The 23076-nt window shown below is 70.5% G+C and carries 19 protein-coding genes; 8 read left to right on the forward strand and 11 right to left on the reverse strand.

Annotated features, from left to right (window positions below; translation table 11 throughout):
* Positions 1 to 162: 162 nt before the first annotated feature.
* Together J2N69_RS33835 and J2N69_RS33840 are read left to right on the forward strand one after the other, a co-directional pair.
* Complete coding sequence (locus J2N69_RS33835; protein WP_230904126.1) at positions 163 to 975, forward strand: SAM-dependent methyltransferase; 813 nt, start codon at positions 163 to 165, stop codon at positions 973 to 975.
* Positions 972 to 3116: a putative bifunctional diguanylate cyclase/phosphodiesterase gene (locus J2N69_RS33840; RefSeq protein ID WP_230904127.1), complete on the forward strand. Its 2145-nt coding sequence runs from the start codon at positions 972 to 974 to the stop codon at positions 3114 to 3116. The genes J2N69_RS33835 and J2N69_RS33840 overlap by 4 nt, the downstream gene beginning before the upstream one ends.
* A gap of 193 nt (positions 3117 to 3309) precedes the next feature.
* Here J2N69_RS33840 and J2N69_RS33845 read toward each other — a convergent pair whose 3' ends face one another.
* A complete protein-coding gene (locus J2N69_RS33845; RefSeq protein ID WP_230904128.1) occupies positions 3310 to 4191 on the reverse strand; it encodes a LysR family transcriptional regulator in 882 nt (293 codons plus the stop codon).
* A 94-nt stretch (positions 4192 to 4285) separates the two neighbouring features.
* Here J2N69_RS33845 and J2N69_RS33850 point away from each other — a divergent pair, with 94 nt between their 5' ends.
* From J2N69_RS33850 to J2N69_RS33860, 3 genes are read left to right on the forward strand one after another with little or no spacing between them, the layout of a single operon-like run.
* Positions 4286 to 4993, forward strand: a complete 708-nt coding sequence (locus tag J2N69_RS33850; RefSeq protein ID WP_230904129.1) for a succinate dehydrogenase — start codon at positions 4286 to 4288, stop codon at positions 4991 to 4993.
* A gap of 3 nt (positions 4994 to 4996) precedes the next feature.
* A complete protein-coding gene (locus J2N69_RS33855; protein ID WP_230904130.1) occupies positions 4997 to 6955 on the forward strand; it encodes a fumarate reductase/succinate dehydrogenase flavoprotein subunit in 1959 nt (652 codons plus the stop codon).
* Positions 6952 to 7698 carry a succinate dehydrogenase/fumarate reductase iron-sulfur subunit gene (locus tag J2N69_RS33860; protein WP_230904131.1) on the forward strand — a complete coding sequence of 249 codons (747 nt, stop codon included), beginning with the start codon at positions 6952 to 6954 and terminating at the stop codon, positions 7696 to 7698. The genes J2N69_RS33855 and J2N69_RS33860 overlap by 4 nt, the downstream gene beginning before the upstream one ends.
* Here J2N69_RS33860 and J2N69_RS33865 read toward each other — a convergent pair.
* Positions 7688 to 9130, reverse strand: coding sequence for an endo-1,4-beta-xylanase (locus J2N69_RS33865; protein ID WP_230904132.1), 1443 nt, complete (start codon positions 9128 to 9130; stop codon positions 7688 to 7690). The two genes, J2N69_RS33860 and J2N69_RS33865, sit on opposite strands and share 11 nt — an antisense overlap.
* Before the next feature lie 499 nt (positions 9131 to 9629).
* Here J2N69_RS33865 and J2N69_RS33870 point away from each other — a divergent pair, with 499 nt between their 5' ends.
* On the forward strand, positions 9630 to 10595 hold the full coding sequence (locus tag J2N69_RS33870; RefSeq protein ID WP_230904133.1) for a glycoside hydrolase family 6 protein: 966 nt from the start codon (positions 9630 to 9632) through the stop codon (positions 10593 to 10595).
* A 33-nt stretch (positions 10596 to 10628) separates the two neighbouring features.
* Here the strand turns inward: J2N69_RS33870 and J2N69_RS33875 are convergent, their stop codons facing one another.
* The 7 genes from J2N69_RS33875 to J2N69_RS33900 form a co-directional block, all read right to left on the reverse strand.
* A complete protein-coding gene (locus J2N69_RS33875; RefSeq protein WP_230904134.1) occupies positions 10629 to 12938 on the reverse strand; it encodes a beta-glucosidase in 2310 nt (769 codons plus the stop codon).
* Between the two features lie 53 nt (positions 12939 to 12991).
* Positions 12992 to 13828, reverse strand: a complete 837-nt coding sequence (locus tag J2N69_RS33880) for a carbohydrate ABC transporter permease (RefSeq protein ID WP_230904135.1) — start codon at positions 13826 to 13828, stop codon at positions 12992 to 12994.
* Entirely contained in the window at positions 13825 to 14814 is a 990-nt protein-coding gene (locus J2N69_RS33885; RefSeq protein ID WP_408056928.1) for a carbohydrate ABC transporter permease, read from the reverse strand. Before J2N69_RS33885 ends, J2N69_RS33880 begins: the two co-directional genes overlap by 4 nt.
* Before the next feature lie 6 nt (positions 14815 to 14820).
* A complete protein-coding gene (locus J2N69_RS33890) occupies positions 14821 to 16161 on the reverse strand; it encodes an extracellular solute-binding protein (RefSeq protein WP_230904137.1) in 1341 nt (446 codons plus the stop codon).
* A gap of 128 nt (positions 16162 to 16289) precedes the next feature.
* On the reverse strand, positions 16290 to 17378 hold the full coding sequence (locus J2N69_RS33895; RefSeq protein ID WP_230904138.1) for a LacI family DNA-binding transcriptional regulator: 1089 nt from the start codon (positions 17376 to 17378) through the stop codon (positions 16290 to 16292).
* Positions 17315 to 17845, reverse strand: a complete 531-nt coding sequence (locus J2N69_RS36765; protein ID WP_408056848.1) for a hypothetical protein — start codon at positions 17843 to 17845, stop codon at positions 17315 to 17317. Before J2N69_RS36765 ends, J2N69_RS33895 begins: the two co-directional genes overlap by 64 nt.
* A gap of 78 nt (positions 17846 to 17923) precedes the next feature.
* The gene (locus J2N69_RS33900; RefSeq protein WP_230904139.1) at positions 17924 to 20284 is read right to left on the reverse strand and encodes an ATP-binding cassette domain-containing protein; all 2361 of its coding nucleotides are present in this window, start codon (positions 20282 to 20284) and stop codon (positions 17924 to 17926) included.
* A 189-nt stretch (positions 20285 to 20473) separates the two neighbouring features.
* On the opposite strand from J2N69_RS33900, the gene J2N69_RS33905 reads away from it, so the two are divergent.
* A complete protein-coding gene (locus J2N69_RS33905) occupies positions 20474 to 20935 on the forward strand; it encodes a cold shock domain-containing protein (protein ID WP_269075648.1) in 462 nt (153 codons plus the stop codon).
* A gap of 30 nt (positions 20936 to 20965) precedes the next feature.
* On the opposite strand, the gene J2N69_RS33910 is transcribed toward J2N69_RS33905, so the two are convergent.
* Positions 20966 to 21970 carry an LLM class flavin-dependent oxidoreductase gene (locus J2N69_RS33910; protein WP_230904141.1) on the reverse strand — a complete coding sequence of 335 codons (1005 nt, stop codon included), beginning with the start codon at positions 21968 to 21970 and terminating at the stop codon, positions 20966 to 20968.
* 69 nt (positions 21971 to 22039) lie between these two features.
* Here J2N69_RS33910 and J2N69_RS33915 point away from each other — a divergent pair, with 69 nt between their 5' ends.
* The gene (locus tag J2N69_RS33915; RefSeq protein ID WP_230904142.1) at positions 22040 to 22528 is read left to right on the forward strand and encodes a phosphatase domain-containing protein; all 489 of its coding nucleotides are present in this window, start codon (positions 22040 to 22042) and stop codon (positions 22526 to 22528) included.
* A gap of 251 nt (positions 22529 to 22779) precedes the next feature.
* Here J2N69_RS33915 and J2N69_RS33920 read toward each other — a convergent pair whose 3' ends face one another.
* Complete coding sequence (locus tag J2N69_RS33920) at positions 22780 to 23004, reverse strand: dodecin (RefSeq protein WP_127913032.1); 225 nt, start codon at positions 23002 to 23004, stop codon at positions 22780 to 22782.
* Positions 23005 to 23076 lie beyond the last annotated feature (72 nt).

Raw genomic sequence — 23076 nt, forward strand, 5'->3', positions numbered from 1 at the left:
GGGAACGGACCGGCCTTCTGTGTGGTGTACGGCACTTGCCGCAGGCAGTGACCGAGAACGGACGGCCAATTTCCGTTTTGACTCGCTCCCTTGGCGGACGATCAGTAGCCTCACCCTCGAACACCGGATCGCCCGCCGCACCCCCTATGCCTTGGAGTCCTGATGGAGCGTCCCGCCTGGGCCCCGCTCGGCATCGACATCTCGATGCCCAGCGTGTCCCGCATCTACGACTATTACCTGGGCGGTTCGCACAACTTCGAGGTGGACCGGGAGGCCGGCCGCAGGGCCATGGAGTTCATGCCGGGCCTGCCGAAGGTCATGCAGGCCAACCGGGCCTTCATGCGGCGAGCGGTGCGGTACGCCGTCGACCAGGGCGTCACCCAGTTCCTCGACATCGGCTCCGGCATCCCCACCTTCGGCAACGTCCACGAGGTGGCGCAGCAGGCCAGCGACGAGGCACGTGTGGTGTACGTCGACCACGACCCGGTCGCCGTCGCGCACAGCGAGGCGGTCCTCGACGGCGACGAGCGGACCGCGGTGGTCGCCGCGGACCTGCGCAAGCCCCGGGACATTCTGGGCAGTTCGGAGGTGGAAGAGCTCCTCGACCTGGAGCGCCCGGTGGCCCTGCTGCTCGTGGCCGTGCTGCACTTCGTCGAGGACGCGTACGATCCTCGCGCGGCGGTCGCCGAACTGCGGGACGCCCTCGCGCCCGGCAGCCTGATCGTCGTCACCCATGCCTCGTACGAAGGGATTCCGGTTCCCCCCGAGCAGGCCGACGGCACGGTCGGTGTATACAAGGACATCCGCAATCCACTGATCATGCGCTCGCGCGACGAGATCGCGCGGTTCTTCGAGGGATACGACATGGTGGAACCCGGCCTGGTGCCGATGCCGCACTGGCGGCCCGACACGGCGCCCGACGAGGAGGACCCCTACTCCTTCTCGGGGTTCGCGGGCGTGGGACGAAAGCGTTGAGCGCCGAGCCGGACGGGCCGGAGGGAAGACTCCGCAGGTTCGCCACGATCTGGAGCCGCGCCATCTTCCCGGTGACGGCGACCTCACTGACCCGTCCCGAGTTCGAGGAACAACTCGTGCCGCTGGCCGGGATGTTGCGCGACGCGCTTCAGGAGCGGTTCTTCGACGCGGCGCGGGGCCGCGCGGTCGGCGCCGCCCTCGTCGACACGCACTGCACCGACCCGGAGGCGCTGAGCCGTACCCTCGACTGCGTCGACGCCTACCTGGTCCTGTACTGCGGCGGCGACGGCTCCCAGGAGGAGCTGCGGGCCCGCAGCTCGCGGATTCAGCACGCGGTCGCGGCCGGCTTCGCGCAGGCGCTGCGCGAGCGCACCCTCACCGAGCAGGAGGCGATCTCCCGCGCCGCGCTGAGCGCCCGCAGCGCCGTCGCCGAAGCCCTGCACGCGAGCGAGGCACGCTTCAGGGCCGTCTTCCACGGGGCGGCGATCGGCATCGGCATCGCGGCCCTCGACGGCACGATCCTTGAGGTCAACGACGCGCTGGTGCGCATGTTCGGCGGCCTGGAGAGCAACCTGCGCGGGCGCAACGCGGCCGAGTGGACCCACCCCGACGACTCGCCCCACGTATGGAAGCTGTACGAGGAGCTGGTGCGCGGCGAGCGCGAGCACTACCGCGTGGAGAAGGCCTTCTACCGCCCCGACGGCACGGTCCTGTGGACGAACCTGACGGTGTCCCTGCTGCGGGACGCGGACGGACTGCCGCAGTACCAGCTGGCCTTGATGGAGGACACCACCGAGCGGCGGCTGCTCAACCTCCGCCTGCGGTACGAGGCCACCCACGACGCGCTCACCGGGCTGCCCAACCGCACCCTGTTCTTCGAGCGCCTGGAGAAGGCCCTCGCGGCGGGCGGGAACGCCCGGTTCGGCCTCTGCTATCTCGACCTCGACGGCTTCAAGACCGTCAACGACAGCCTCGGCCACGCGGCCGGCGACCGGCTGCTCGTCGAGGTCGCCGACCGGCTCCAGTCCTGCGCGACCGCGCCCGGCGAGATGGTGGCCCGGCTCGGCGGCGACGAGTTCGTGGCGCTCACCACCGGCCCCGACACCGAGACCGAGGTCGACGAGCTGGCCGGGCGCATCATGAACGCCCTGGCCGCCCCGATCCGGGTCGACGGCCGCGAGCTGACCGTGCGCGGCAGCATCGGCATCGTGGAGGGCCCGGCGGGGGAGCGCGGCGCGGCGGAGGTGCTGCGCAGCGCCGACATCACGATGTACCGCGCGAAGTCCGCGGGCGGCAACCGCTACGAAGTCGCCGACCCGGAGGCCGACGCCCGCGCCATCACCCGGCACGGCCTGACCACCGCGCTGCCCGCCGCCCTGGAGCGCGGCGAGTTCTTCATCGAGTACCAGCCGCTGGTGCACCTCGGCGACGGCAGTGTGCGCGGCGCCGAGGCGCTGGTGCGGTGGCTGCACCCGCAGCACGGGATCATCGGCCCCGACCGGTTCATCCCGCTCGCCGAGCACACCGGCCTGATCGTGCCGCTCGGCCGCTGGGTCTTGGAGGAGTCCGTACGCCAGGCCCGCCTCTGGGAGGCGCGTACGCAGGGCGGGGCGGACGCGGCGCCGCTGCGGGTCAACGTCAACCTCTCGCCCATGCAGCTCACCCATCCGGGCCTTGTCTCCGACACGGTCGACATCCTGGAGCGCGAGGGTCTCGCGCCGGGTGCGCTCTGCCTGGAGGTCACCGAGTCCGCGTTGATAGGAGCCGACGACGATCTCCTCAAGCCGTTGCGCAGGCTCGCGGAGATGGGCGTCGACATCGCGCTCGACGACTTCGGCACGGGTTACTCCAACCTCGCCAACCTGCGCAGGCTGCCGGTGAGCGTGCTCAAGCTGGACCGCTCCTTCACCCAGGGCATGCAGCACTTCCCGGCCGACCCCGTCGACCTGAAGATCGTCGAGGGCATCGTCGCGCTCGCCCACAGCCTGGACCTCGCGGTCACGGTCGAGGGCGTCGAGACGGGCCACCAGGCGGACCAGCTGCGGCAGCTGGGCTGCGACACGGCTCAGGGCTGGTACTACGCGCGGCCGGGGCCGCCGGACCAGTTGCACGAGCTGGCGCTGGCAGACGCGGTGGGCTGACCGCCGGGGAGCGGGGGCGGGCCAGGGCTCGGGGGTGCGCCTGATCCGCCGTCCGCGGGTTTCATGTGGTTGCGCGCGCAGTTCCCCGCGCCCCTTGAGGGGCGCGCATCCGTGCCCCGTCAGGGGCGCGGGGAACTGCGCGACCAGCCCCCCACGCACCCGCACCCGCAACAAGACACGCACCCCCGAGCCCTCACCGCCCAGCCAGCAGCATGCGCTGAAGCTCCCGCGCGGCCCGCGGCGGAGCCACATCACTGCGGTGCGCCAGCGCGATCGTCCGATGCAGACTCGGCTGCGAAAGCCGCGTCACCCGCAGATCCGACCCCGACCGCTCCGCCACCATGCGCGGCACGACCGCCACCCCGAGCCCCGCCCGTACGAACCCCAGCACCGCATCCATCTCGCCGCCCTCCACCGCGAACTCCGGTTCGAACCCCGCGGCGCGGCACGCGGCGACGGTGAGTTCCCGCAGGTCGTATCCGTGCCGGAACATCACCAGGCGTTCGCCCTGGAGGTCGGCGATCCGCACCGGGTCACCGAGCGGGCGCCGCGCCCTCGGGGACGACACCACGACCAGGTCCTCCCGCAGCAGCTCCACCGTGGTCAGCGCGGGCGACGGACTCGGCAGCGGCAGCACCACCAGCGCCAGGTCCAGCGCCCCGCGCGCCAGTTCGCGCACGAGGTCGTGGGAGCCGCTCTCCTCGATCAGCAGCTGGATGCCCGGATGCCGGTCGTGGAAGGCGCGCAGGACCTCGGGGAGCAGCCCCGTGCACACGCTCGGCGTCGCGCCCAGCCGGATGCGGCCCCGGCGCAGCTGCGCCAGCTCCTGGACCTCGATCCGCGCGGTGTCCGCGTCCGCGAGGATGCGGCGGGCCAGCGGCAGCAGGGCCTCGCCCGCGTCGGTCAGTGTGATGTTGCCGCGGGCCCGGCTGAACAGCTCGGCGCCCAGCTCCTTCTCCAGGGCCCGGACCTGCTGGGACAGGGACGGCTGGGAGACGTGGACCGACTCCGCCGCCCGCGTGAAGTGCCGGGTCTCGGCGACCGCGACGAAGTAGAGGAGCTGCTGGAACTGCATGCAGGCACCCTACGCCGCACGATAGGCCCAGGCTATCGAGATGAGCCGAACCATCTCTTGGACCGATCGGGCCTTCGGCCGTAGCGTCGCTGACATGGCTCTGGCAACGCGGACGGACAAACGGCCGTCCATGACCCGCACGCTCTGGGACTCGACCATCGGCAAGAAGATCGTGATGGCGGTCAGCGGTCTGATCATGCTGCTCTACCTGTTCGCGCACATGTTCGCGAACCTCAAGATCTTCTTCGGCCCGGCCGAGATCAACGCGTACGCCCGCTGGCTCCGCACCCTCGGTGAGCCCTTCATGCACTACGAGTGGACGCTCTGGCTGGTGCGCGTGGTGCTGGTCGCCGCGGTCGTCGCGCACGCCACCGCCGCCTACCAGCTGAGCCGCCGCGACCTCAGGGCGCGCCCCACCAAGTACGTGCACAAGAGGGCACAGGCGAGCTTCGCCACCCGCACCATGCGCTGGGGCGGCGTCATCCTCGCGCTGTTCATCGTCTGGCACGTCCTCGACCTGACGACCGGCACCGTGCACCCCGGCGGCTACGAGCACCTGCGTCCGTACCAGAACGTCATCGACACCTTCTCGACCTGGTACGGCAACGTCATCTACATCGTCGCCGTGGTCGCCGTCGGCTTCCACGTGCGGCACGGCCTGTGGAGCGCCGCGCAGACACTGGGCGTCGGCACCGCCGCCCGCGACCGCGTCCTCAAGCCCCTCGCCAACGGCCTCGCCCTGGTGCTGACCGTCGGCTTCGTCTCCGTACCCGTGGCCGTCATGACCGGACTGGTGAGCTGAACCATGAATCACTCCAGTGAGTACGCCGCCTACGCGACCGGCGAGCCGCTCGTCGACACCAAGGCCCCTAGCGGCCCCATCGCCGACCGCTGGGACACCCGCCGCTTCCAGGCCAAGCTGGTCAACCCCGCCAACCGCCGCAAGCACACCGTGATCGTCGTCGGCACCGGCCTGGCCGGCGGCTCCGCCGGGGCCACCCTCGCCGAACAGGGCTACCACGTCGTCCAGTTCTGCTACCAGGACTCGCCGCGCCGCGCCCACTCCATCGCCGCGCAGGGCGGCATCAACGCCGCGAAGAACTACCGCAACGACGGCGACTCGGTCCACCGCCTCTTCTACGACACCGTCAAGGGCGGCGACTTCCGCGCCCGCGAGTCCAACGTGCGCCGCCTCGCGCAGATCTCCGTGGAGATCATCGACCAGTGCGTGGCGCAGGGCGTGCCGTTCGCCCGCGAGTACGGCGGGCTCCTGGACACCCGCTCCTTCGGCGGCGTCCAGGTCTCCCGGACGTTCTACGCGCGCGGCCAGACCGGCCAGCAACTGCTCCTCGGCGCCTACCAGGCGCTGAGCAGGCAGATCGCCGCCGGGAACGTGGAGATGCACCCGCGCACCGAGATGCTGGACGTCATCGTCGTCGACGGACGGGCCCGCGGCATCGTCGCCCGCGACCTGATCACCGGCAGGATCGACACCTACTTCGCGGACGCCGTGGTCCTCGCCTCCGGCGGCTACGGCAACGTCTTCTACCTGTCGACGAACGCCATGAACTCCAACGCCACGGCCGTCTGGCGGGCCCACCGGCGCGGCGCCTACTTCGCCAACCCCTGCTTCACGCAGATCCACCCCACCTGCATCCCGCGCACCGGCGACCACCAGTCCAAGCTCACCCTGATGAGCGAGTCGCTGCGCAACGACGGCCGCATCTGGGTGCCCAAGGCCAAGGGCGACACCCGCCCGGCCAACGAGATCCCCGAGGACGAGCGCGACTACTACCTGGAGCGCATCTACCCCTCCTTCGGCAACCTCGTGCCCCGTGACATCGCCTCCCGCGCCGCCAAGAACGTGTGCGACGAGGGCAGGGGGGTCGGCCCCGGCGGCCAGGGCGTCTACCTCGACTTCGCCGACGCCATCCGGCGCATGGGCAGGAAGAAGGTCGAGGAGAAGTACGGCAACCTCTTCGACATGTACGAGCGGATCACCGCCGAGAACCCGTACGAGGTGCCGATGCGGATCTACCCCGCCGTGCACTACACGATGGGCGGCCTCTGGGTCGACTACGACCTCCAGACCACCGTCCCCGGCCTCTTCGCGATCGGCGAGGCCAACTTCTCCGACCACGGCGCCAATCGGCTCGGCGCGAGCGCGCTCATGCAGGGCCTCGCCGACGGCTACTTCGTCCTGCCCGCCACCATCAACGACTACCTCGCGCGCAACCCGCACAAGGACGAGATCGACGCCGAACACCCCGTCGTCCAGGAGGCGTTGGCGGAGACCGAGGACCGGCTGAACCTCCTGCTCGCCGTCGACGGCGACCGCACCCCCGACTCCTTCCACCGCGAACTCGGCGAACTGATGTGGGAGTTCTGCGGCATGGCGCGTACGGAGAGCGGTCTGCGCAAGGCTTTGGAGCGCATTCCGCAGATCCGCGAGGAGTTCTGGCGCCGCATCAAGGTCCCCGGTACCGGCGAGGAGTTCAACCAGTCCCTGGAGAAGGCCAACCGCATCGTCGACTACCTGGAGCTGGCCGAGCTGATGTGCCTCGACGCCCTCCACCGCGCCGAGTCCTGCGGCGGCCACTTCCGCGAGGAGTCCCAGACCCCGGACGGCGAGGCCGCCCGCCGCGACGAGGCGTTCTCCTACGCCGCCGCCTGGGAGTTCACCGCCACCGGCGAAGCCCCCGTCCTGCACAAGGAAGACCTCGTCTTCGAGTACGTCCACCCCACCCAGCGGAGCTACGCATGAAGCTCACCCTGCGCGTCTGGCGCCAGAAGAACGCCGACGCCGACGGCACGATGTCCACGTACGAGGTGGACAACATCTCCCCGGACATGTCCTTCCTGGAGATGCTCGACACCCTCAACGAAGAACTCATCGTCAAGGGCGAGGACCCCGTCGCCTTCGACCACGACTGCCGCGAAGGCATCTGCGGCGCCTGCTCGCTCGTCATCAACGGCGACGCGCACGGCCCCGAGCGCACCACCACCTGCCAGCTCCACATGCGGTCCTTCGAGGACGGCGACACCATCGACATCGAGCCGTGGCGCGCCGCCGCCTTCCCGGTCGTCAAGGACCTCGTGGTGGACCGCTCGGCCTTCGACCGGATCATCCAGTCCGGCGGTTACATCAGCGCCCCCACGGGCTCCGCGCCCGACGCGCACGCCACTCCCGTCCCCAAGCCGGCCGCCGACTCCGCCTTCGAACACGCCGAGTGCATCGGCTGCGGGGCCTGCGTGGCCGCCTGCCCCAACGGCTCGGCGATGCTGTTCACCTCGGCCAAGGTCAACCACCTGAACGTCCTGCCGCAGGGCGCGCCCGAGCGCGAGACCCGCGTCCTGGACATGGTGGCGCAGATGGACGAGGAGGGCTTCGGCGGCTGCACGCTGACCGGCGAGTGCGCGACCGCCTGCCCGAAGGGCATCCCGCTGCCGTCCATCGCGGCGATGAACAAGGAGTGGCTGCGGGCCACCCGAAAGGTCAGCCGGTAGTTACGGCGTGGGTCCAGCGTTGATTGCCGCCGTTCGAGCAGGTGTAGAGCTGGATAAGGGTGCCGTTGGCGGTACCGCCTGCGACGGCATCGAGGCAGAGACCGGACTGGACGCCGACGATGGACCCGTCGGAGGTGAGGCGCCACTTCTGGTTGTCGCCACCCCAGCAGCTGTAGATCTGGACCCTGGCGCCGTTGCCGGTGCCGGCGGCGTCCAGGCACTTGCCGCCGTGCACCCTCAGCTCGCCCGCGGCGGTGCGCTCCCACTGCTGGTTGGGGCTGTTGTGGCAGTCCCACAGCTGGAGCTGGGTGCCGTCAGCGGTGCTGGAGCCGGGCACATCCAGGCAGCGGCCCGAAGCGACGCCCTTGACCTGGCCGGATGCCGAGGGGGGAGTGGGGGTGCCGCCGTTGAGCGCGTTGAGGACGGCGGTGTAGGCGGGCTTCTTGCTGCCGTCACCGTTGAACAGCAGCGGTGTGTGCTCGGGACGCCAGGAGTCGGTGTCGCGGACACCCCAGACGGTGATGCCGAGGCAGCGTGAGACGGCCAGGCAGTCGTTGGTCACGTTGGCGTAGGCCGTGGCCGGGGCGCCCTGGACGTCGAGTTCGGTGATGGCCACGTCGACGCCGAGAGCGGCGAAGCTCCGCAAAGTGGTGCGGAAGTTGCTGTTGTAGGGACTGTCGTTGTTGAAGTGCGCCTGGAAACCGACGCAGTCGATCGGCACGCCGCGCTGCTTGAAGTCGCGCACCATGGCATACATGGCCTGGGTCTTGGCCCAGGTCCAGTTCTCGACGTTGTAGTCGTTGTAGCAGAGCTTGGCGGCCGGGTCGGCGGCGCGTGCGGTGCGGAAGGCGACTTCGATCCAGTCGTTGCCGGTGCGCTGCAGGTTGGAGTCGCGCCGGGCTCCCGAACTGCCGTCGGCGAAGGCTTCGTTCACGACGTCCCACTGGGCGATCTTGCCCTTGTAGTGGGTCATCACGCCCTTGATGTGGTCGATCATCGCCTGGCGCAGTGGGCCGCCGCTGAGGCTCTGCATCCAGCCGGGCTGCTGGGAGTGCCAGGCCAGGGTGTGGCCGCGCACCTGCTTGCCGTTCCGCACCGCCCAGTTGTAGACGCGGTCACCGGCGGTGAAGTCGAACTGGCCCCGCCGGGGTTCGGTGGCGTCGATCTTCATCTCGTTCTCGGCCGTCACCGAGTTGAACTCGCGGTTCGCGATCGCCGAGTACGTCGAGTCACCCAGCCTGCCCGAGGCGATGGCGGTGCCGAAATAACGACCGCTCTGCGCCGCCGCGGCTGCGAGCGTGCTCTCAGCCGCGTGGGCGGGCGGCGGCGCGACCAGTGTGGCGGCCGCGCCGAGGACGCCGACGATCAGCGTCAGCAACAGTCCGCGAATCTTCCGACGGATATCGGGTCCGGGAAGTGCGTACCAGCTCATGACATGCCTCCAAGGCAGACATCACGCGCACAGATGGTTCAGGGCTGACATGGTTCGAAATACCGAACCTTGGCCGATCCTCAGGTCGGGATGATTGAGGTATCGACGGTGCCCGTCAATACCTTCACCGAAGAAGCTTCCGTTTCTCGCCCGAAACTTGCCGGAAATCCGGTGATCAGAGGCCGAATCCAGGGTGCGGCGTCGTCAACTGCCGTCGAGCGGGGTCGGGGTAGCCCTGAAGGGCGCGTTGTTGCGGGCGGATGGAGCGAAGGGCTTGACCGGAAGGTCCCACCTTCCTAGCTTGGGGACTCGCAGCATCCGGAATGCTTCTGAAAAGTTTCGGACTCGTATCCCATCCCCGGCCGGCCCCGAACCACGCGCAAGGCGTTGACGGGGCGTCAAGGCACTGCCTGGCTCGTCGAACGGACCCCGTGCGGGCACTCCCCGGACTCGCTGCCCGCACTCCCACACATTCCTGTCAGGAAACCGAGGTACCGTCATGCGCCGCAGATTCCGCACCCTGGTGGCAGCGCTCGCCGCGCTGCCCCTGGCGTTGACCGTCGCACCGTCCGCCCACGCGGCCGACCCGACGACCATGACCAACGGGTTCTACACGGACCCCGACTCCAGCGCCAGGAGATGGGCCGCCGCCCATCCCGGCGACGGCAGGGCGCCCGCCATCGACACCGCCATCGCCCATACCCCGATGGCCCGCTGGTTCGGCGCCTGGAGCGGCACGATCGGCACCGCCACAGGTGCCTACGCAGGGGCGGCGGACCGCTCGGACAAGCTGCCGATCCTCGTCGCGTACAACATCTACAACCGCGATTACTGCGGTGGGCACTCCTCGGGCGGCGCCGCTTCGCCGAGCGCCTACGCGAGCTGGATCGCGCAGTTCGCAGGCGGGATCGCCGACCGTCCCGCCGTCGTCATCCTCGAACCGGACTCCCTCGGGGACTACGGCTGCATGACCCAGGCCCAGATCGACGAACGCGAGGGCATGATCACCGGCGCCCTCACCGAGTTCAGCCGCCGGGCCCCCCACACCTGGGTCTACCTCGACGCGGGCAACCCGGGCTGGGAGACCCCGGCCACCATGGCCCGGCGCCTCCACGAAGCCGGCCTCCGACAGGCCCACGGCTTCTCCCTCAACATCTCGAACTACTTCACCACGGCCGAGAACACCGCTTACGGCAACGCCCTCAACAGGGAACTGAGCGCCCGCTACGGCTACACCAAGCCGTTCGTCGTGGACACCAGTCGCAACGGCAACGGTTCCAACGGCCAGTGGTGCAACCCCGCGGGCCGCCGGATCGGCACCCCCACCCGGATGGGCGGAGGCGCCGAGATGCTCCTGTGGATCAAGACCCCGGGCGAGTCCGACGGCAACTGCGGTGTGGGATGGGGTTCCTCGGCCGGACAGTTCCTCCCCGAGGTCGCCTACAAGATGATCTACGGCTACTGATCTAGGGCCGGCTACGACGCGGCCACCGCTCGGCTACGGCGCGGGGAGGACGTGCGATGTGCCTTGCGCCTGGCCGACCGGCCGGCCCAGTGGTGCGCCCGTCACGCCGTCGTGCTCCACACGTATCTCGCACCGCATCCGCCGCTCATGCCCCGCCTCCCGCGCCGTCCCCGTCAGGGTGAGCGGCACCGTGTGGTGGACGCATGCGCTGGAGGCGGCGACGCGTAGTTCGAGGGCTCCGGGTTCGACGACTCGACGGCCGTCCGCACCCGTGTACGCGGCGAGGTCGGCGGGGAACGTCGCGTGCACCTCGGCCGAGGCGCCGGCCTCCAGCGGGACGCGGGCGTAGCCGACGAGCCTGACCTCGGGAAGGGCGACGGTGCCGACCGGGTGGTGGAGGTAGAGCTGGACGACCTCGGTGCCCGGCCGCTCGCCGGTGTTGCGTACGGTCATACGGAACGATGTCTCGCCCTCGGTGGTGAACTCCGTTGCGGCACAGTCCGGTTGGCCCCACTCGAACGAGGTGTAGGAAAGGCCGTGCCCGAACGGATACAGAGGCGTCGGGTCCACGGTGCTGGGGAAGCCGTGCCGACCGAGCGGCGGGGCCAGGTACGGGGCGGGCTGACCGCCGGGGCTGCGCGGCACGGCGACGGGGAGCCGCCCGGACGGCTCGACCCGGCCGGACAGGACACCCGCGACCGCGCCGCCGCCCCCCTGGCCGGGGAAGAACGCCTCGACGACGGCAGCGGCCCGGCCGGCCCAGCGGCCGAGCGCGTAGGGGCGGCCACCCAGAACGACGATGACGACCGGCGCGCCGCAGGCCATCGCCTCGTCGAGGACATCGGCCTGGCCGTACGGCAGCCGGAGGTCTTCCGCGTCGCAGCCCTCGCCCGACGAACCCCGACCGAACAGCCCCGAGCGGTCCCCGACCACGGCCAGGCATACATCGGCTCCCGCCGGGTCCTCGACGAACACGGCACCCGGAAACTCGGCGTGCAGTGCCTGCGCGAGCGTCGGCACGTCGACCCCGATCGGCAGGTCGGGATGGTGGACGCCGACGTGCCGGGGAAACGTGTAGCAGCCGAGCATGGCGGCCTGCTCGTGGGCGAGTGGACCGAGGAGCGCGATGCGCAGCCCGTCGTCGAGGGGCAGCACCCCGGAGTCGTTGGCGAGCAGTACGACCGACTCCTCGGCCACCACACGTGCCAGTTCCCGCATGTGCGGAGGGTTCAGCTGGACGTGAGTGCCGCTGGTGGCGGGTACCCAGTCCGGATCGAGCAGCCCCAGTTCGCACTTCTGGGCCAGGACGCGCAGCGCGGCCCGGTCGAGCAGCTCCTCGGGGAGCGGGTCCGCGGGGCTGAAGCAGCGCGCCGCCGGCAGTTCCACGTCGACGCCGGCGGCGAGGGCGAGCCGCGCCGCGTCGCCCTCTCCTTGGACGACCCGGTGTGCTTCCTCCAGTAGTGAGACGCCGTAGTAGTCGGAGACCACGGTCCCGCTGAACTGCCATTGGTCGCGCAGGAGTTCGGTGAGCAGTCGCGCATGAGCGTGGGCGGGCAGGCCGTCGATGTCGTTGTAGGCGGGCATCACCGAGCGGGCGCCGCCGTCGCGCACCGCCATCTCGAACGGCGGCAGGAGCACGTCGGCCAGCTCGCGCGGGCCGAGGGAGGCCGGAGCGTGGTTGCGGGCGGCTCGCGAGGCCGAGTAGCCGGCGAAGTGTTTGAGGGTGGCGACGATCCCGGCCGCCTGGAGACCTCGTACGTACGCGGTGCCGATCGTCCCGACCAAGTACGGGTCCTCTCCGATGGCCTCCTCCGTACGGCCCCAACGCGGGTCCCGTACGACGTCCAGAACGGGGGCGAGTCCCTGGTGGACGCCGACCGCGCGCATCGACGTACCGATGGCCTGTGCCATCTCCGTGATCAGCGCGGGGTCGAAGGTGGCGCCCCAGGCGAGCGGCGTGGGAAAGATGGTGGCCTGCCAGGCGGTGAAGCCGGTCAGGCACTCCTCGTGGACGAGGGCCGGCAGGGCGAAACGGTTACCGGTGCGGATGGTGCGCTGCAGGTCGGCGAGGCGGGCGGCGCCCTCGGCGGGCTCGACCGGGACGGTGCCGAAGGGGCGGGTGAGATGTCCGAGGCCGTAGGGCAACAAGGCGTCGAGGGCGGCACTGCGCGCCGCGTAGGCGTGCTGCCCGGGTGCTACGTCGGCGGCGCCGTCGGCGTCGGTCTCGGTGCCGATCCATACGCTGGACAGCTGGGCGGTCTTCTCCTCGGTGGTCATGCGGGCGAGCAGGTCCGCCGCCCGGACGTGGGCGGGCAGGGTGGTGTCCTGCCATGGCTCGGCCATGGAACTCCTCACAGGGGATGCGGTACGAGTCGGGGAGGTTGGCCCGCGGGGGCTCAGCCCTTGGTGGCGCCCATCGTGATGCCGCCGATCAACTGCCGTTCGGCGACGGCGTAGAAGGCGAGGGCGGGCACCATGGCGAGGACCAGGTAGGCGAAGACGCGGGCGATGTCGGTGGCGTACTGGCCCTGGAACTGCTGGACGCCTACCGGGATGGTCCACCAGGTCGGCTCGCTGAAGACGAGCAGCGGCAGCAGGAAGTTGTTCCAACTCGCCACGACGGCAAGGACGGAGACCGTGCCGAGGGCGGGCCGGGCCATCGGCAGCAGGATTCGCCAGAAGAAGCCGAACGGGGAGCAGCCGTCGAGGGTGGCGGCCTCTTCCAGCTCGCCGGGGATCTCCCGGAAGAAGCCGCGCAGGATGACGATGGTCATCGGCAGCCCGAAGGCGGCCTGCGGCAGGATCACCCCCCACGGGTCGTCGAGCAGTCCGAAGGTGCGCAGCAGGATGAACAGCGGGAGGATCGCCACCGCGAACGGGAACATCAGGCCGATGGTGAAGAGCGTGAACAGCACCTCTCGCCCTCGGAAGGCGAACCGGGCGAGCGCGAACGCCGCGAGCGCCGCCGAGCCGACCGTCAGCAAAGTCGTACCCACCGCGATCAGGGTGGAGGAGCCGAGCATCCGCCAGAAGGCGCCGGAGCCCAGGATGTCCGTGTAGTTGGACGTGACCCACGGCGAGGGCAGACCGAAGGGGTTCCGGGAGAGCTGATCGGTGGACTTGAAGCCGGAGACGAAGGCGTACAGCAGCGGCGTGATCATGACCACGCCGACTCCCCATGCGGTGACGTGGACGGGCAGGGAGCGCATCCTGCGCCGGAGTGTCGGGATCATCGGTTGCCTCGCATCGAGGTGAGGGCTCCTTCGGTGTCGCGGCGCAACACGAACCGCTGGTAGGCGAGGGCGAAGACCAGACTGATGAGGAACATCGCGATGCTGATCGCGCTGGCGTAGCCGATCTGATAGCGCTTGAACCCGAACTGGAAGAGGGTGACGGCCATCGTCTCGGAGTGGTGGTCGGGGCCGCCCTGGGTCATCACCCAGACCAGGTCGAAGAGCTGGATCGCGCCGATCACGGACAGGAAGACGCTGATGCGGATCGTCGGCCCGAGCAGCGGCAGGGTGATGTGACGAAAGCGCTGCCATGGCCCCGCGCCGTCGATGCGGGCCGCCTCGTGCAGTTCGGCGGGGACACCCTGCAACCCGGCCAGGTACAGCATCATGTGGAAGCCGAAGTACTTCCACATCATGACGAGGAACACCGTGGCCAGGACGTTGTCCTGGTCCGCGAACCACAGCCCGCCCAGGCCGTCGAGCCCGATCGCGCCGAGCGTCCGGTCGGCGAGCCCCTCGTCCGGCGCGAAGATCATGGAGAACAGGACGCCGGTGATGACCTCGGAGAGCACGTACGGGGCGAAGAACAGCATCCGGTAGAAGGCCCGGCCACGCAGCTTCTGGTTGAGGAGCACAGCCATGGCGAGCGCGAACGGCAGCTGTATCCCGACGGAGAGCAGGATGAGCAGCAGGCCACGCCACAGGTCACCGAGGAAGACCGGGTCGTCGAGGAGGCGGGTGTAGTTGCCGGCACCCGCGAAGTCCGAAGGCGCTCCGAATCCGCCCCAGTTGAAGAAGCTGACGTACAGCGCGTACAGGATCGGCGCGAACACGAGCAGGCCGAACAGGACGAGGGCGGGGACCGTGAAGGCGAAGGCGGTCAGCCAGTCCCGCGCCCTGCGGGCGAGCGGACGCCGGTTGGGCCCGCCCGTGCCCGGCTTCTCGGCAAGGACGGGCCGCTCGTGGCGTGTACCGGTGGAAGTCATCGTCATTCACTGGCTCTTGGCGACCTGGGTGATGGAACGGGCCACCTGCTCCGCCGACTTCGCTCCGGCGATGAGACCGGCGACCGAGTCGTTGACCTCCTGGCCGACGGCCGGCGGGTACGCCTGGTCGGGGTAGAGCTGGAAGCCGGTTGCCTTGCCCAAGGTGGCCGAGACGTCCTTGAGGTTGGGGTCGGCCAGCGCGCTCGTGGCGTCCTTGACGACCGGCATCATGGCCGCCTTGGACACGAGGACGCGGTCGGACTCCGCCGTCACGAGGAACTTCAGGAAGTCGACGGCCGCCTGTGGTGCCCCCTTGCGCACGGCGTAACCGCCGCCTCCGCCGAGCACGTCCGTGAGCGCGCCGCTGCCGCCCGCGACCGTGGGGAACGGAAAGAAGCCGAGGTCCTCGCCGATGCCCTTGCCCGCGTCGGCCTGGACCACGGGTGCCCACTGGCCCATCAGCTCCATCGCGGCCTTGCCGTTGCCCATGACCGCTGCCTCGCCGTTGGGTGTGGAGTACCCGGCACCGAGGTGGCCCTTCTGGAACGGCTCCAACTCCACGAGTTCCCGGAGGTGCCGGCCTGCCTTGACGAAGTCGTCGCCGGTGAAGTCCTTGGCGTCCGCGGCCTCCTGCATGCCGTCGACTCCGGCGATCCGCAGGGCCAGGTAGGCCCAGTAGTACATGCCGGGCCACTTCTCCTTGCCCGCGAGCGCGACAGGCGTGATCCCGGCCCGCTTCAGCCTTCTGACCACGTCGAGGTAATCGGCCCAGGTCGCGGGCGGCGTGTCGATACCCGCGTCGGCGAACAGCGCCTTGTTGTACCAGAAGCCGACGGCACCGATGTCGAAGGGCACGGCGTACGTCTTGTCGTCGAACTGGTATGCCTTGACCGACACCGGCACGAGGGTGCCGGTCAAGGAACTGACGGAGGACGTGATGTCCTCCACCAGCCCCGCGTCGATCTGCTGCTCGAGAACTCCGCCACCCCAGGTGTGGTAGATGTCCGGGAGCTTTCCGGAACTTGTCAGGGCCGTCATCTTCGATTTGTACGCGTCGTTCTCCAGCGTGACGAGCTTGATGCGTACGTCGGGGTTCTTGGCCTCGAATGCCTTGGCCCGCTCCGGCCAGACGGACTTCGACGGCTCGGTGGTCTGGATGTTCCACCACTCCACGACGGTGCGGCCCTCGCTGTCGGTGGTCGCGGACCCGGAGTCCGAGCAGGCGGACAGACCGGCCGTGGCGAGTCCCGCCGCCGACGCGGCCCCCAGAAACCGGCGCCGGGACAAGGACATGGATACGGCGCCGGTCACGGAGGCCCGCACGGCGGCTCTGACGAAGGCTGGCATGACATACCTTCCGGAAGCGGTCCGAGAATTATCGGGAGACGGCCACGGAAGTTACGGGCATGCGCAAAGGGTGTCAACGGCCTTGCCAAAACTGGCCGTTGGCACTGCCCGCGGACCCTGCCACTCCCTTACGTGCGCCGTGGCCCTGTCGTGCTCGGCCGTGCGGTGCTCGGCTGTGCCGTGCTCGCCCGGATCACCAGCTCCGTCGCCAGCTCCACCCGCGGCGAGGCCGGCGCCACGGACCGGGCCAGGTCGAGGACCGCGCGGGCCGCCAACTTGCCCATGTCGGACAGGGGTTGACGTACGGTCGTCAGGGGCGGGGACGACCAGCGCACCTCCGGAAGGTCGTCGAAGCCGACGACACTCATGTCCTCCGGCACGCGCAGGCCGCGTTGGCGCAGCGCCTCGATCGCGCCGAGCGCCATCTGGTCACTGGCCGCGAAGACCGCGGTGGGCGGTTCGGCCAGCTCAAGCAGTCGGTTCATGGCCGTGAACCCGGACTCGTGGTAGAAGTCGCCCGGCACGACCAGTTCGTCGTCGACCTCCACCCCGGCCCCGTCGAGAGCCGCACGGTAGCCGTCGAGGCGGGCCCGCGAGCAGAGCAGCCGGCGCGGCCCCTCGATGAACCCGATCCTGCGGTGGCCGAGCCCGATCAGGTGCTCCGTGGCCGCCATGCCGCCCGCCCAATTGGTGGCGCCGACGGTGGGTGCCTGGGTGGCGGGCGAGCCGGCCGGGTCGATCACCACCAACGGCACGCCCAGGCGCCGCAGTTCGTCGTGGAGCCCGGGTTCGAGCACCGAGGTCACCAGGATCACGCCGTCCGAGGCGCGGGCCCGCAGATTGGTCATCCACCGCCGCGCCGCGCCCGCCCGGTCGTGGATGGCGGACACCACGGTGCCCACGCCCTGCTCGTGCGCGACCTCCTCGACACCTCTGATGATCTCCACCGCCCAGGGGCTGTCGAGGTCGTTGAAGACCAGGTCGAGAAGGGCCGCCCGGGTCGCGGGCGTCCCCGGACGGCGGCGGTAGCCATGCCGGTGGAGCAGGTCCTCGACGCGGGCCCGGGTGGCAGGCGAGACATCGGAGCGCCCGTTGACGACCCGCGAGACGGTCGGCACGGACACCCCGGCCTCCCGCGCGATCTCGCTGATCGTCACCTTGCCCGCCCCGTCGGGACTCCGCGATCCTGTCGTGTGCTGGGCGCGTTCCCCGGCCACAGTCCCCACCTCCGTAGCTGTACGCCCGGAACTGCTCCGGGAGTCTTCCGGAAACCGTAGGGCATGTGGTCCTGACGGTGGTCGCAGACGAGGGCCCGCTGGTGGACTGTCCCGCCATGCGCGAGCGGATCGGCGGTGCCGAGTCCGCTGAGCAGGACGAGCCCGCCGAGCAGGACGGGTCCGGCGAAGCCGACGCGGAGATGAGCGCGTTCCCCGTACGCGCCCCACTCGCCCGCGACCGCCGCGACCGCCCGACATCGCGACGAGGTCGGCGAGCAACCAGGTCCCGGGGAGGATGCGTTGACGGTGGAGACGGCCAGGGCGCTGATGCCGCAGGCCGCGAGGAGACGCGCGTAAGCGCCCCCCCCGGGGACGGCTCGCCACGGGCGGGCTCTGCCGTACCGCCAGAACAGAGCCCCCTGCGCAGCCGCGCACGCACCCGCGCCGGTCGCTCGTCGCCGGAACATGCCGCGTGTGCTGATCACCTCGTCGGCGGCCCCGGCCGTCGCCGCGTTTCCCCTCGTCGCACCCGCTGCCGGGGGCCGTCAGGCGGTGGGCCGGAGTCCGCTGCCGAGCGCACGGGCCAAGTAGGGTGCCGTGCGGCTGCCCTCCGACCGGGCCACGTCCTTCGGAGGGCCCGCCGCCACGATCCGGCCGCCCCGGTCACCGCCGCCGGGACCGAGGTCGATCACCCAGTCGGCGCCCGCGACGACCGCCATGTCGTGCTCGACGACGATCACCGAGTTCCCCGCGTCGACCAGTTGGTGCAGGCGGTGCGTGAGCACCTCCACGTCGGCGGGGTGCAGCCCCGTGGTCGGCTCGTCGAGGAGGTAGAGCGTGTGGCCGCGCCGGGCCCGCTGCAACTCGCTCGCCAGCTTGATCCGCTGGGCCTCCCCGCCCGACAGCTCCGTGGCCGGCTGCCCCAGCCGCAGATAGCCGAGGCCGACGTCGAGGAGCGTGCGCAGGCTGCGGACGACGGACGGCGTGTCCGCGAAGAACTCCGCGGCCGCCTCCACCGTCAGGTCGAGCACCTGGGCGATGTTCTTCCCGTGGTACGCCACGTCGAGCGTCGCCGGGTTGTAGCGCGCCCCCGCGCAGTCCGGGCAGGGCGTGTACGTGCTCGGCAGGAAGAGCAGTTCGACGCTGACGAAACCCTCGCCCTGGCAGGTCTCGCACCGTCCGCCCGCCACGTTGAAGGAGAACCGGCCGACGCCGTAGCCCCGCTCCTTCGCCGCCTCCGTGGATGCGAAGACCTTGCGTACGACGTCGAAGAGGCCCGTGTAGGTGGCGAGGTTGGAGCGCGGCGTGCGGCCGATCGGCTTCTGGTCGACGCGGACCAGCCGGCCGACGCCCGGCAGTTCCTCGGTGATCTCGCCGACGAGCGTGGACTTGCCCGAGCCGGAGACGCCCGTGACCGCCGTGAAAGCGCCGAGCGGGACCTCCGCCGTCACCTCGCGCAGGTTGTGCCGCGTGACCGGACCGACCTTCAACCAGCCCCGAGGGGCGCGTACTTCACGGTCCTGGACTGACGCGCGGCCGAAGAGGAAGCGGGCGGTCGCGGACTCCTTGACGCCTTCGAGCGCGGCGACCGGACCGCTGTGCAGCACCCGGCCGCCGTGCTCGCCCGCGTGCGGGCCGACGTCGACGAGCCAGTCCGCGTGGCGCACGACGTCGAGATGGTGTTCCACGACGAAGACGGAGTTGCCGGCGGCCTTGAGACGGTCGAGCACCGTCAACAACGCCTCGGTGTCCGCCGGATGCAGCCCCGCCGACGGCTCGTCCAACACGTACACCACCCCGAAGAGGCCCGAACGGAGCTGCGTCGCGAGCCGCAGGCGCTGCAGCTCACCCGCCGACAAGGTGGGCGTGGCACGGTCCGGGCTGAGATAGCCGAGACCCAGCTCGGTGACGGTCGCGATGCGGGCCCGCAGATCCTCGGTCAGCACGCGCGCCGTCTCGGACGTGTCCGCGGCGCCCGCGAGGACCTCCGCGAGTTCGGACAGGGGCAGCGCGGCCAGCTCGGCGATCGTCCGGCCCGCGAACGTCACCGCCAACGCCTCGGGCCGCAGCCTGCTGCCGCCGCACACCGGACAGGGGGCGCTCGCCAGGAACCGCTCCGCCTTGGCGCGCAAGGTCGGGCTCTTGGAGTCCGAGAACGTCTTCATGACATAGCGCCGGGCGCTCATGTACGTGCCCTGGTACGGGCGTTGGATGCGCCCCGCCTCGCGCACAGGGTGCACGGTCACCACCGGCTGCTCGTCCGTGAAGAGAATCCACTCCCGGTCGGCGGCGGCCAGCTCCCGCCACGGACGGTCCACGTCGTAGCCGAGGGTGTCCAGGACGTCCCGGAGGTTCTTGCCCTGCCAGGCACCGGGCCAGGCGGCGATCGCGCCTTCACGGATGGACAGCGACGGGTCGGGGACCAGCAGCTCCTCCGTGGTCCGGTGGACCAGGCCGAGGCCATGGCACGCCGGGCACGCGCCGGCCGCGGTGTTCGGCGAGAAGGCGTCGGAGTCGAGCCGCTCGGCGCCCTCGGGGTAGGTGCCGGCGCGGGAGAAGAGCATCCGCAGCGAGTTGGACAAGGTGGTCACCGTGCCGACGGAGGAGCGCGAGGTCGGCGAGGAGCGGCGCTGCTGGAGCGAGACGGCGGGCGGCAGCCCCGTGATCTCACCGACCTTCGGGGCGCCCACCTGGTGGATGAGCCGCCGGGCGTACGGGGCGACCGACTCGAAGTAGCGCCGCTGCGCCTCGGCGTAGATCGTGCCGAAGGCGAGCGAGGACTTCCCGGAGCCGGAGACCCCGGTGAAGACGGCGAGGACGTCGCGTGGGACGTCCACGTCGACGCCGCGCAGGTTGTGCTCCCGGGCACCCCGGACGCGTACGAACGGATCGTGAGGGCTGTGCATGGGCGGGCTCCGTACGCGGCTCGGGGACAAACCCCACGATTCTAGGTCCCGGACCACAGCGCGAGCGGGGCGGGTGCGTGGGGCAGGCGTGCGGGGAGGGCGGACGGGCCGATGGTTCAGGGCTACCTGGTGACAAGCGGCCTTGTTAGGGTGTGATCTCTCTTGTCATGGGCGTCGGGCGGTGGGGAAATGACATCGGGTTCGGGTACGGGTACGGGCACGCTTCTGAAGTTCGACGGAATGCGCGGCTTCGGCTTCATCGCGGCGGATGACGGCGGCGAGGACGTTTTTCTGCACACATCGGTCTTCTCGGGCGATCCCGGGACCCTCGTCCCCGGAGCGCGCGTCGAATTCCAGATCATCGCGAACGATCGCGGCCGAAAGGCGTTCGCGGCGCACCTCATGGACGGCTCGCCCGCGCCCGCTTCCGCTTCCCCGGTGAACGGGCACGCCGCGCCGTCGGGGGGCGGCGCGACCCAGGGGGCCGCCGGCGACGAGGGCGTGTGCGACGTCCTGTCGCGCGACGAGTTCGCCCACGAGATCACCGAGGTCCTGCTGAGCTCCGTACCGGAGCTGACCGGTGCTCAGATCGTGCGGGTGCGCGCCAGTGTGCTGGAGTTCGCCGAGAAGCGGGGATGGGTCGACCTCTGAGACCGCGGTGCCGCTGCCGGGGCCGCGTGGTCATCGCGTCAGCCCCGCCACCACTGCCAGGCGCCGGAAGGAATCGAGGAGGCCCGCGCGGTCGTACGTGCTGGTCGTCACCAGCACCTCCTGCGCGCCGCTGTCCTTGATCACCCGCTCCAGCGCGTCGGCGACCTGCTCCTGCGTGCCGTGCAGCTGGCCGCTCAGCCCTGACTCGTAGAAGCCGCGCTCCTTCTCCGTCATCGTCAGCGTCTCCACGCGCTCGGCCGGCGGCAGCGGCGGGAACGTGCCGTGCGTGCGCGAGTAGGCCATCGACCAGGCCTCCGGTATCAGCAGCCGGCGGGCCTCCTCCTCGCTTCCGGCGACGGCGACCGTGCCCGCGATCATCACGTACGGCTCGGCCAGCCAGGGCGAGGGCCGGAACGCGCCGCGGTAGGTGTCGATGCCGCGCAGCATCTTCCCGCGGTCCTTGAGGTCCCCGATGACCAGCGGAAGCCCCGCCCGGGCCGCGATCGTCGCACCCTCACCGACCGCGAGGACGTACGGCGGGACGGTGAGCCCCTCCGCCGGACGCGCGCGCACGCCCGTGTCCGACGTGCCGCGGAACCAGCCCAGCAGCTCCGTCAGCTGCGCGGCGAAGTCCTCCGCGTCGTGCTTGTCGCGCCCCAGCGCCTTGCGCACCCCGTCCGTGAACCCGACGGAACGGCCGAGCCCCATGTCGATCCGGCCCGGAAAGAGCGACTCCAGCACGCCGAACTGCTCCGCCACCACCAGCGACTGGTGGTTCGGCAGCATCACGCCGCCTGTGCCGACCCGGATGGTGCGGGTGGCCGCCGCGACGGCCGCGGCGAGGACGGTGGGCGCCGAGCCCGCGACGCCCGGCACCCCGTGGTGTTCGGAGACCCAGAACCGGTGGTAGCCGAGAGCCTCCACCTCCTGGGCCAGGCGCACGGTGTCGCGCAGGGCGGCCGGACCGTCGTGCCCCTCACGGGTGCGCGAGCGGTCGAGGACGGAGAACCGGGTTGCCGCGATCACTGAGCTCACGCAGGTTTCAACACCGCCGAGCCGCCAGGATTCCCGCCTGCTGTCAGCCGTCCTGATTACGCTGATTCCGTGACCCACGACAGCAGACCTCTTGCCGTGTTCGACCTGGACGGCACCCTCGCGGACACCGCGCACCGGCAGCGGTACCTGGAGCGCAGGCCCCGCGACTGGGACGCGTTCTTCGCCGCGGCGCCCGATGATCCGCCGCTGGCGCAGGGCGTCGACCTGGCCCGGCGGAGCGCGGAGGAGTGCGAGGTCGTCTACCTCACCGGACGCCCCGAGCGCTGCCGGGCGGACACCGAGGCCTGGCTCGCCCGCCAGGGCCTGCCCGCCGGCCGGATCCGGATGCGCCGCAACGACGACCGCCGCCCCGCGCGCCGCACGAAGCTGGAGATCCTGCGGAACATGGCCCGCAAGCGGGAGATCCGCATGCTCGTGGACGACGACGAACTGGTCTGCGACGAGGCGGTGCGCGCAGGCTTCACGGTGGTCCGGGCCGACTGGTCCCACACCTCCGAGACCCTGAAATCGGCCCAGGAAAAAGAGGGCCGAACCTAACAGCCCGAGGATGCTGCGCAGGGCGGCGGGGAACTGCGCAAAACGACCTCAGCCCCTACCGCCCGGCAGCCGAGATCGCACGCCTGTCAGGGGCGCGGGGAACTGCGCAAAAGATGCCCAGCCCCCACCACCTGGCAGCCGAGATCGCACGCCTGTCAGGGGCGCGGGGAACTGCGCAAAAGAAGCCCAGCCCCCACCGCCCCGCAGCCGAGAACGCACGCGTTTCAGGGGCGCGGGGAACTGCGCAGAACTCACACCCCGCCGTCCCCGTCCTCCAGCCGGAACCCCACCTTCAGCCCCACCTGATAGTGCTGGATCTGCCCGTCCTCGATGTGTCCGCGCACCTGGGTCACCTCGAACCAGTCCAGCGAGCGCAGCGTCTGTGAGGCCCGCGCGATGCCGTTGCGGATCGCCTGGTCGACGCCCTCGTGCGAGGTGCCGACGATCTCGGTCACGCGGTAGGTGTGGTCCGACATGAGGGGGTTCCTCCCGGCCGTGGTGTGGCGCATGAAGTAGGTGACTCCACCGTGCACCAGGCCGTGCCGACG

Origin of the sequence: Streptomyces huasconensis (genome assembly GCF_021028635.1) — a bacterium.
Taxonomy (GTDB): domain Bacteria; phylum Actinomycetota; class Actinomycetes; order Streptomycetales; family Streptomycetaceae; genus Streptomyces; species Streptomyces huasconensis.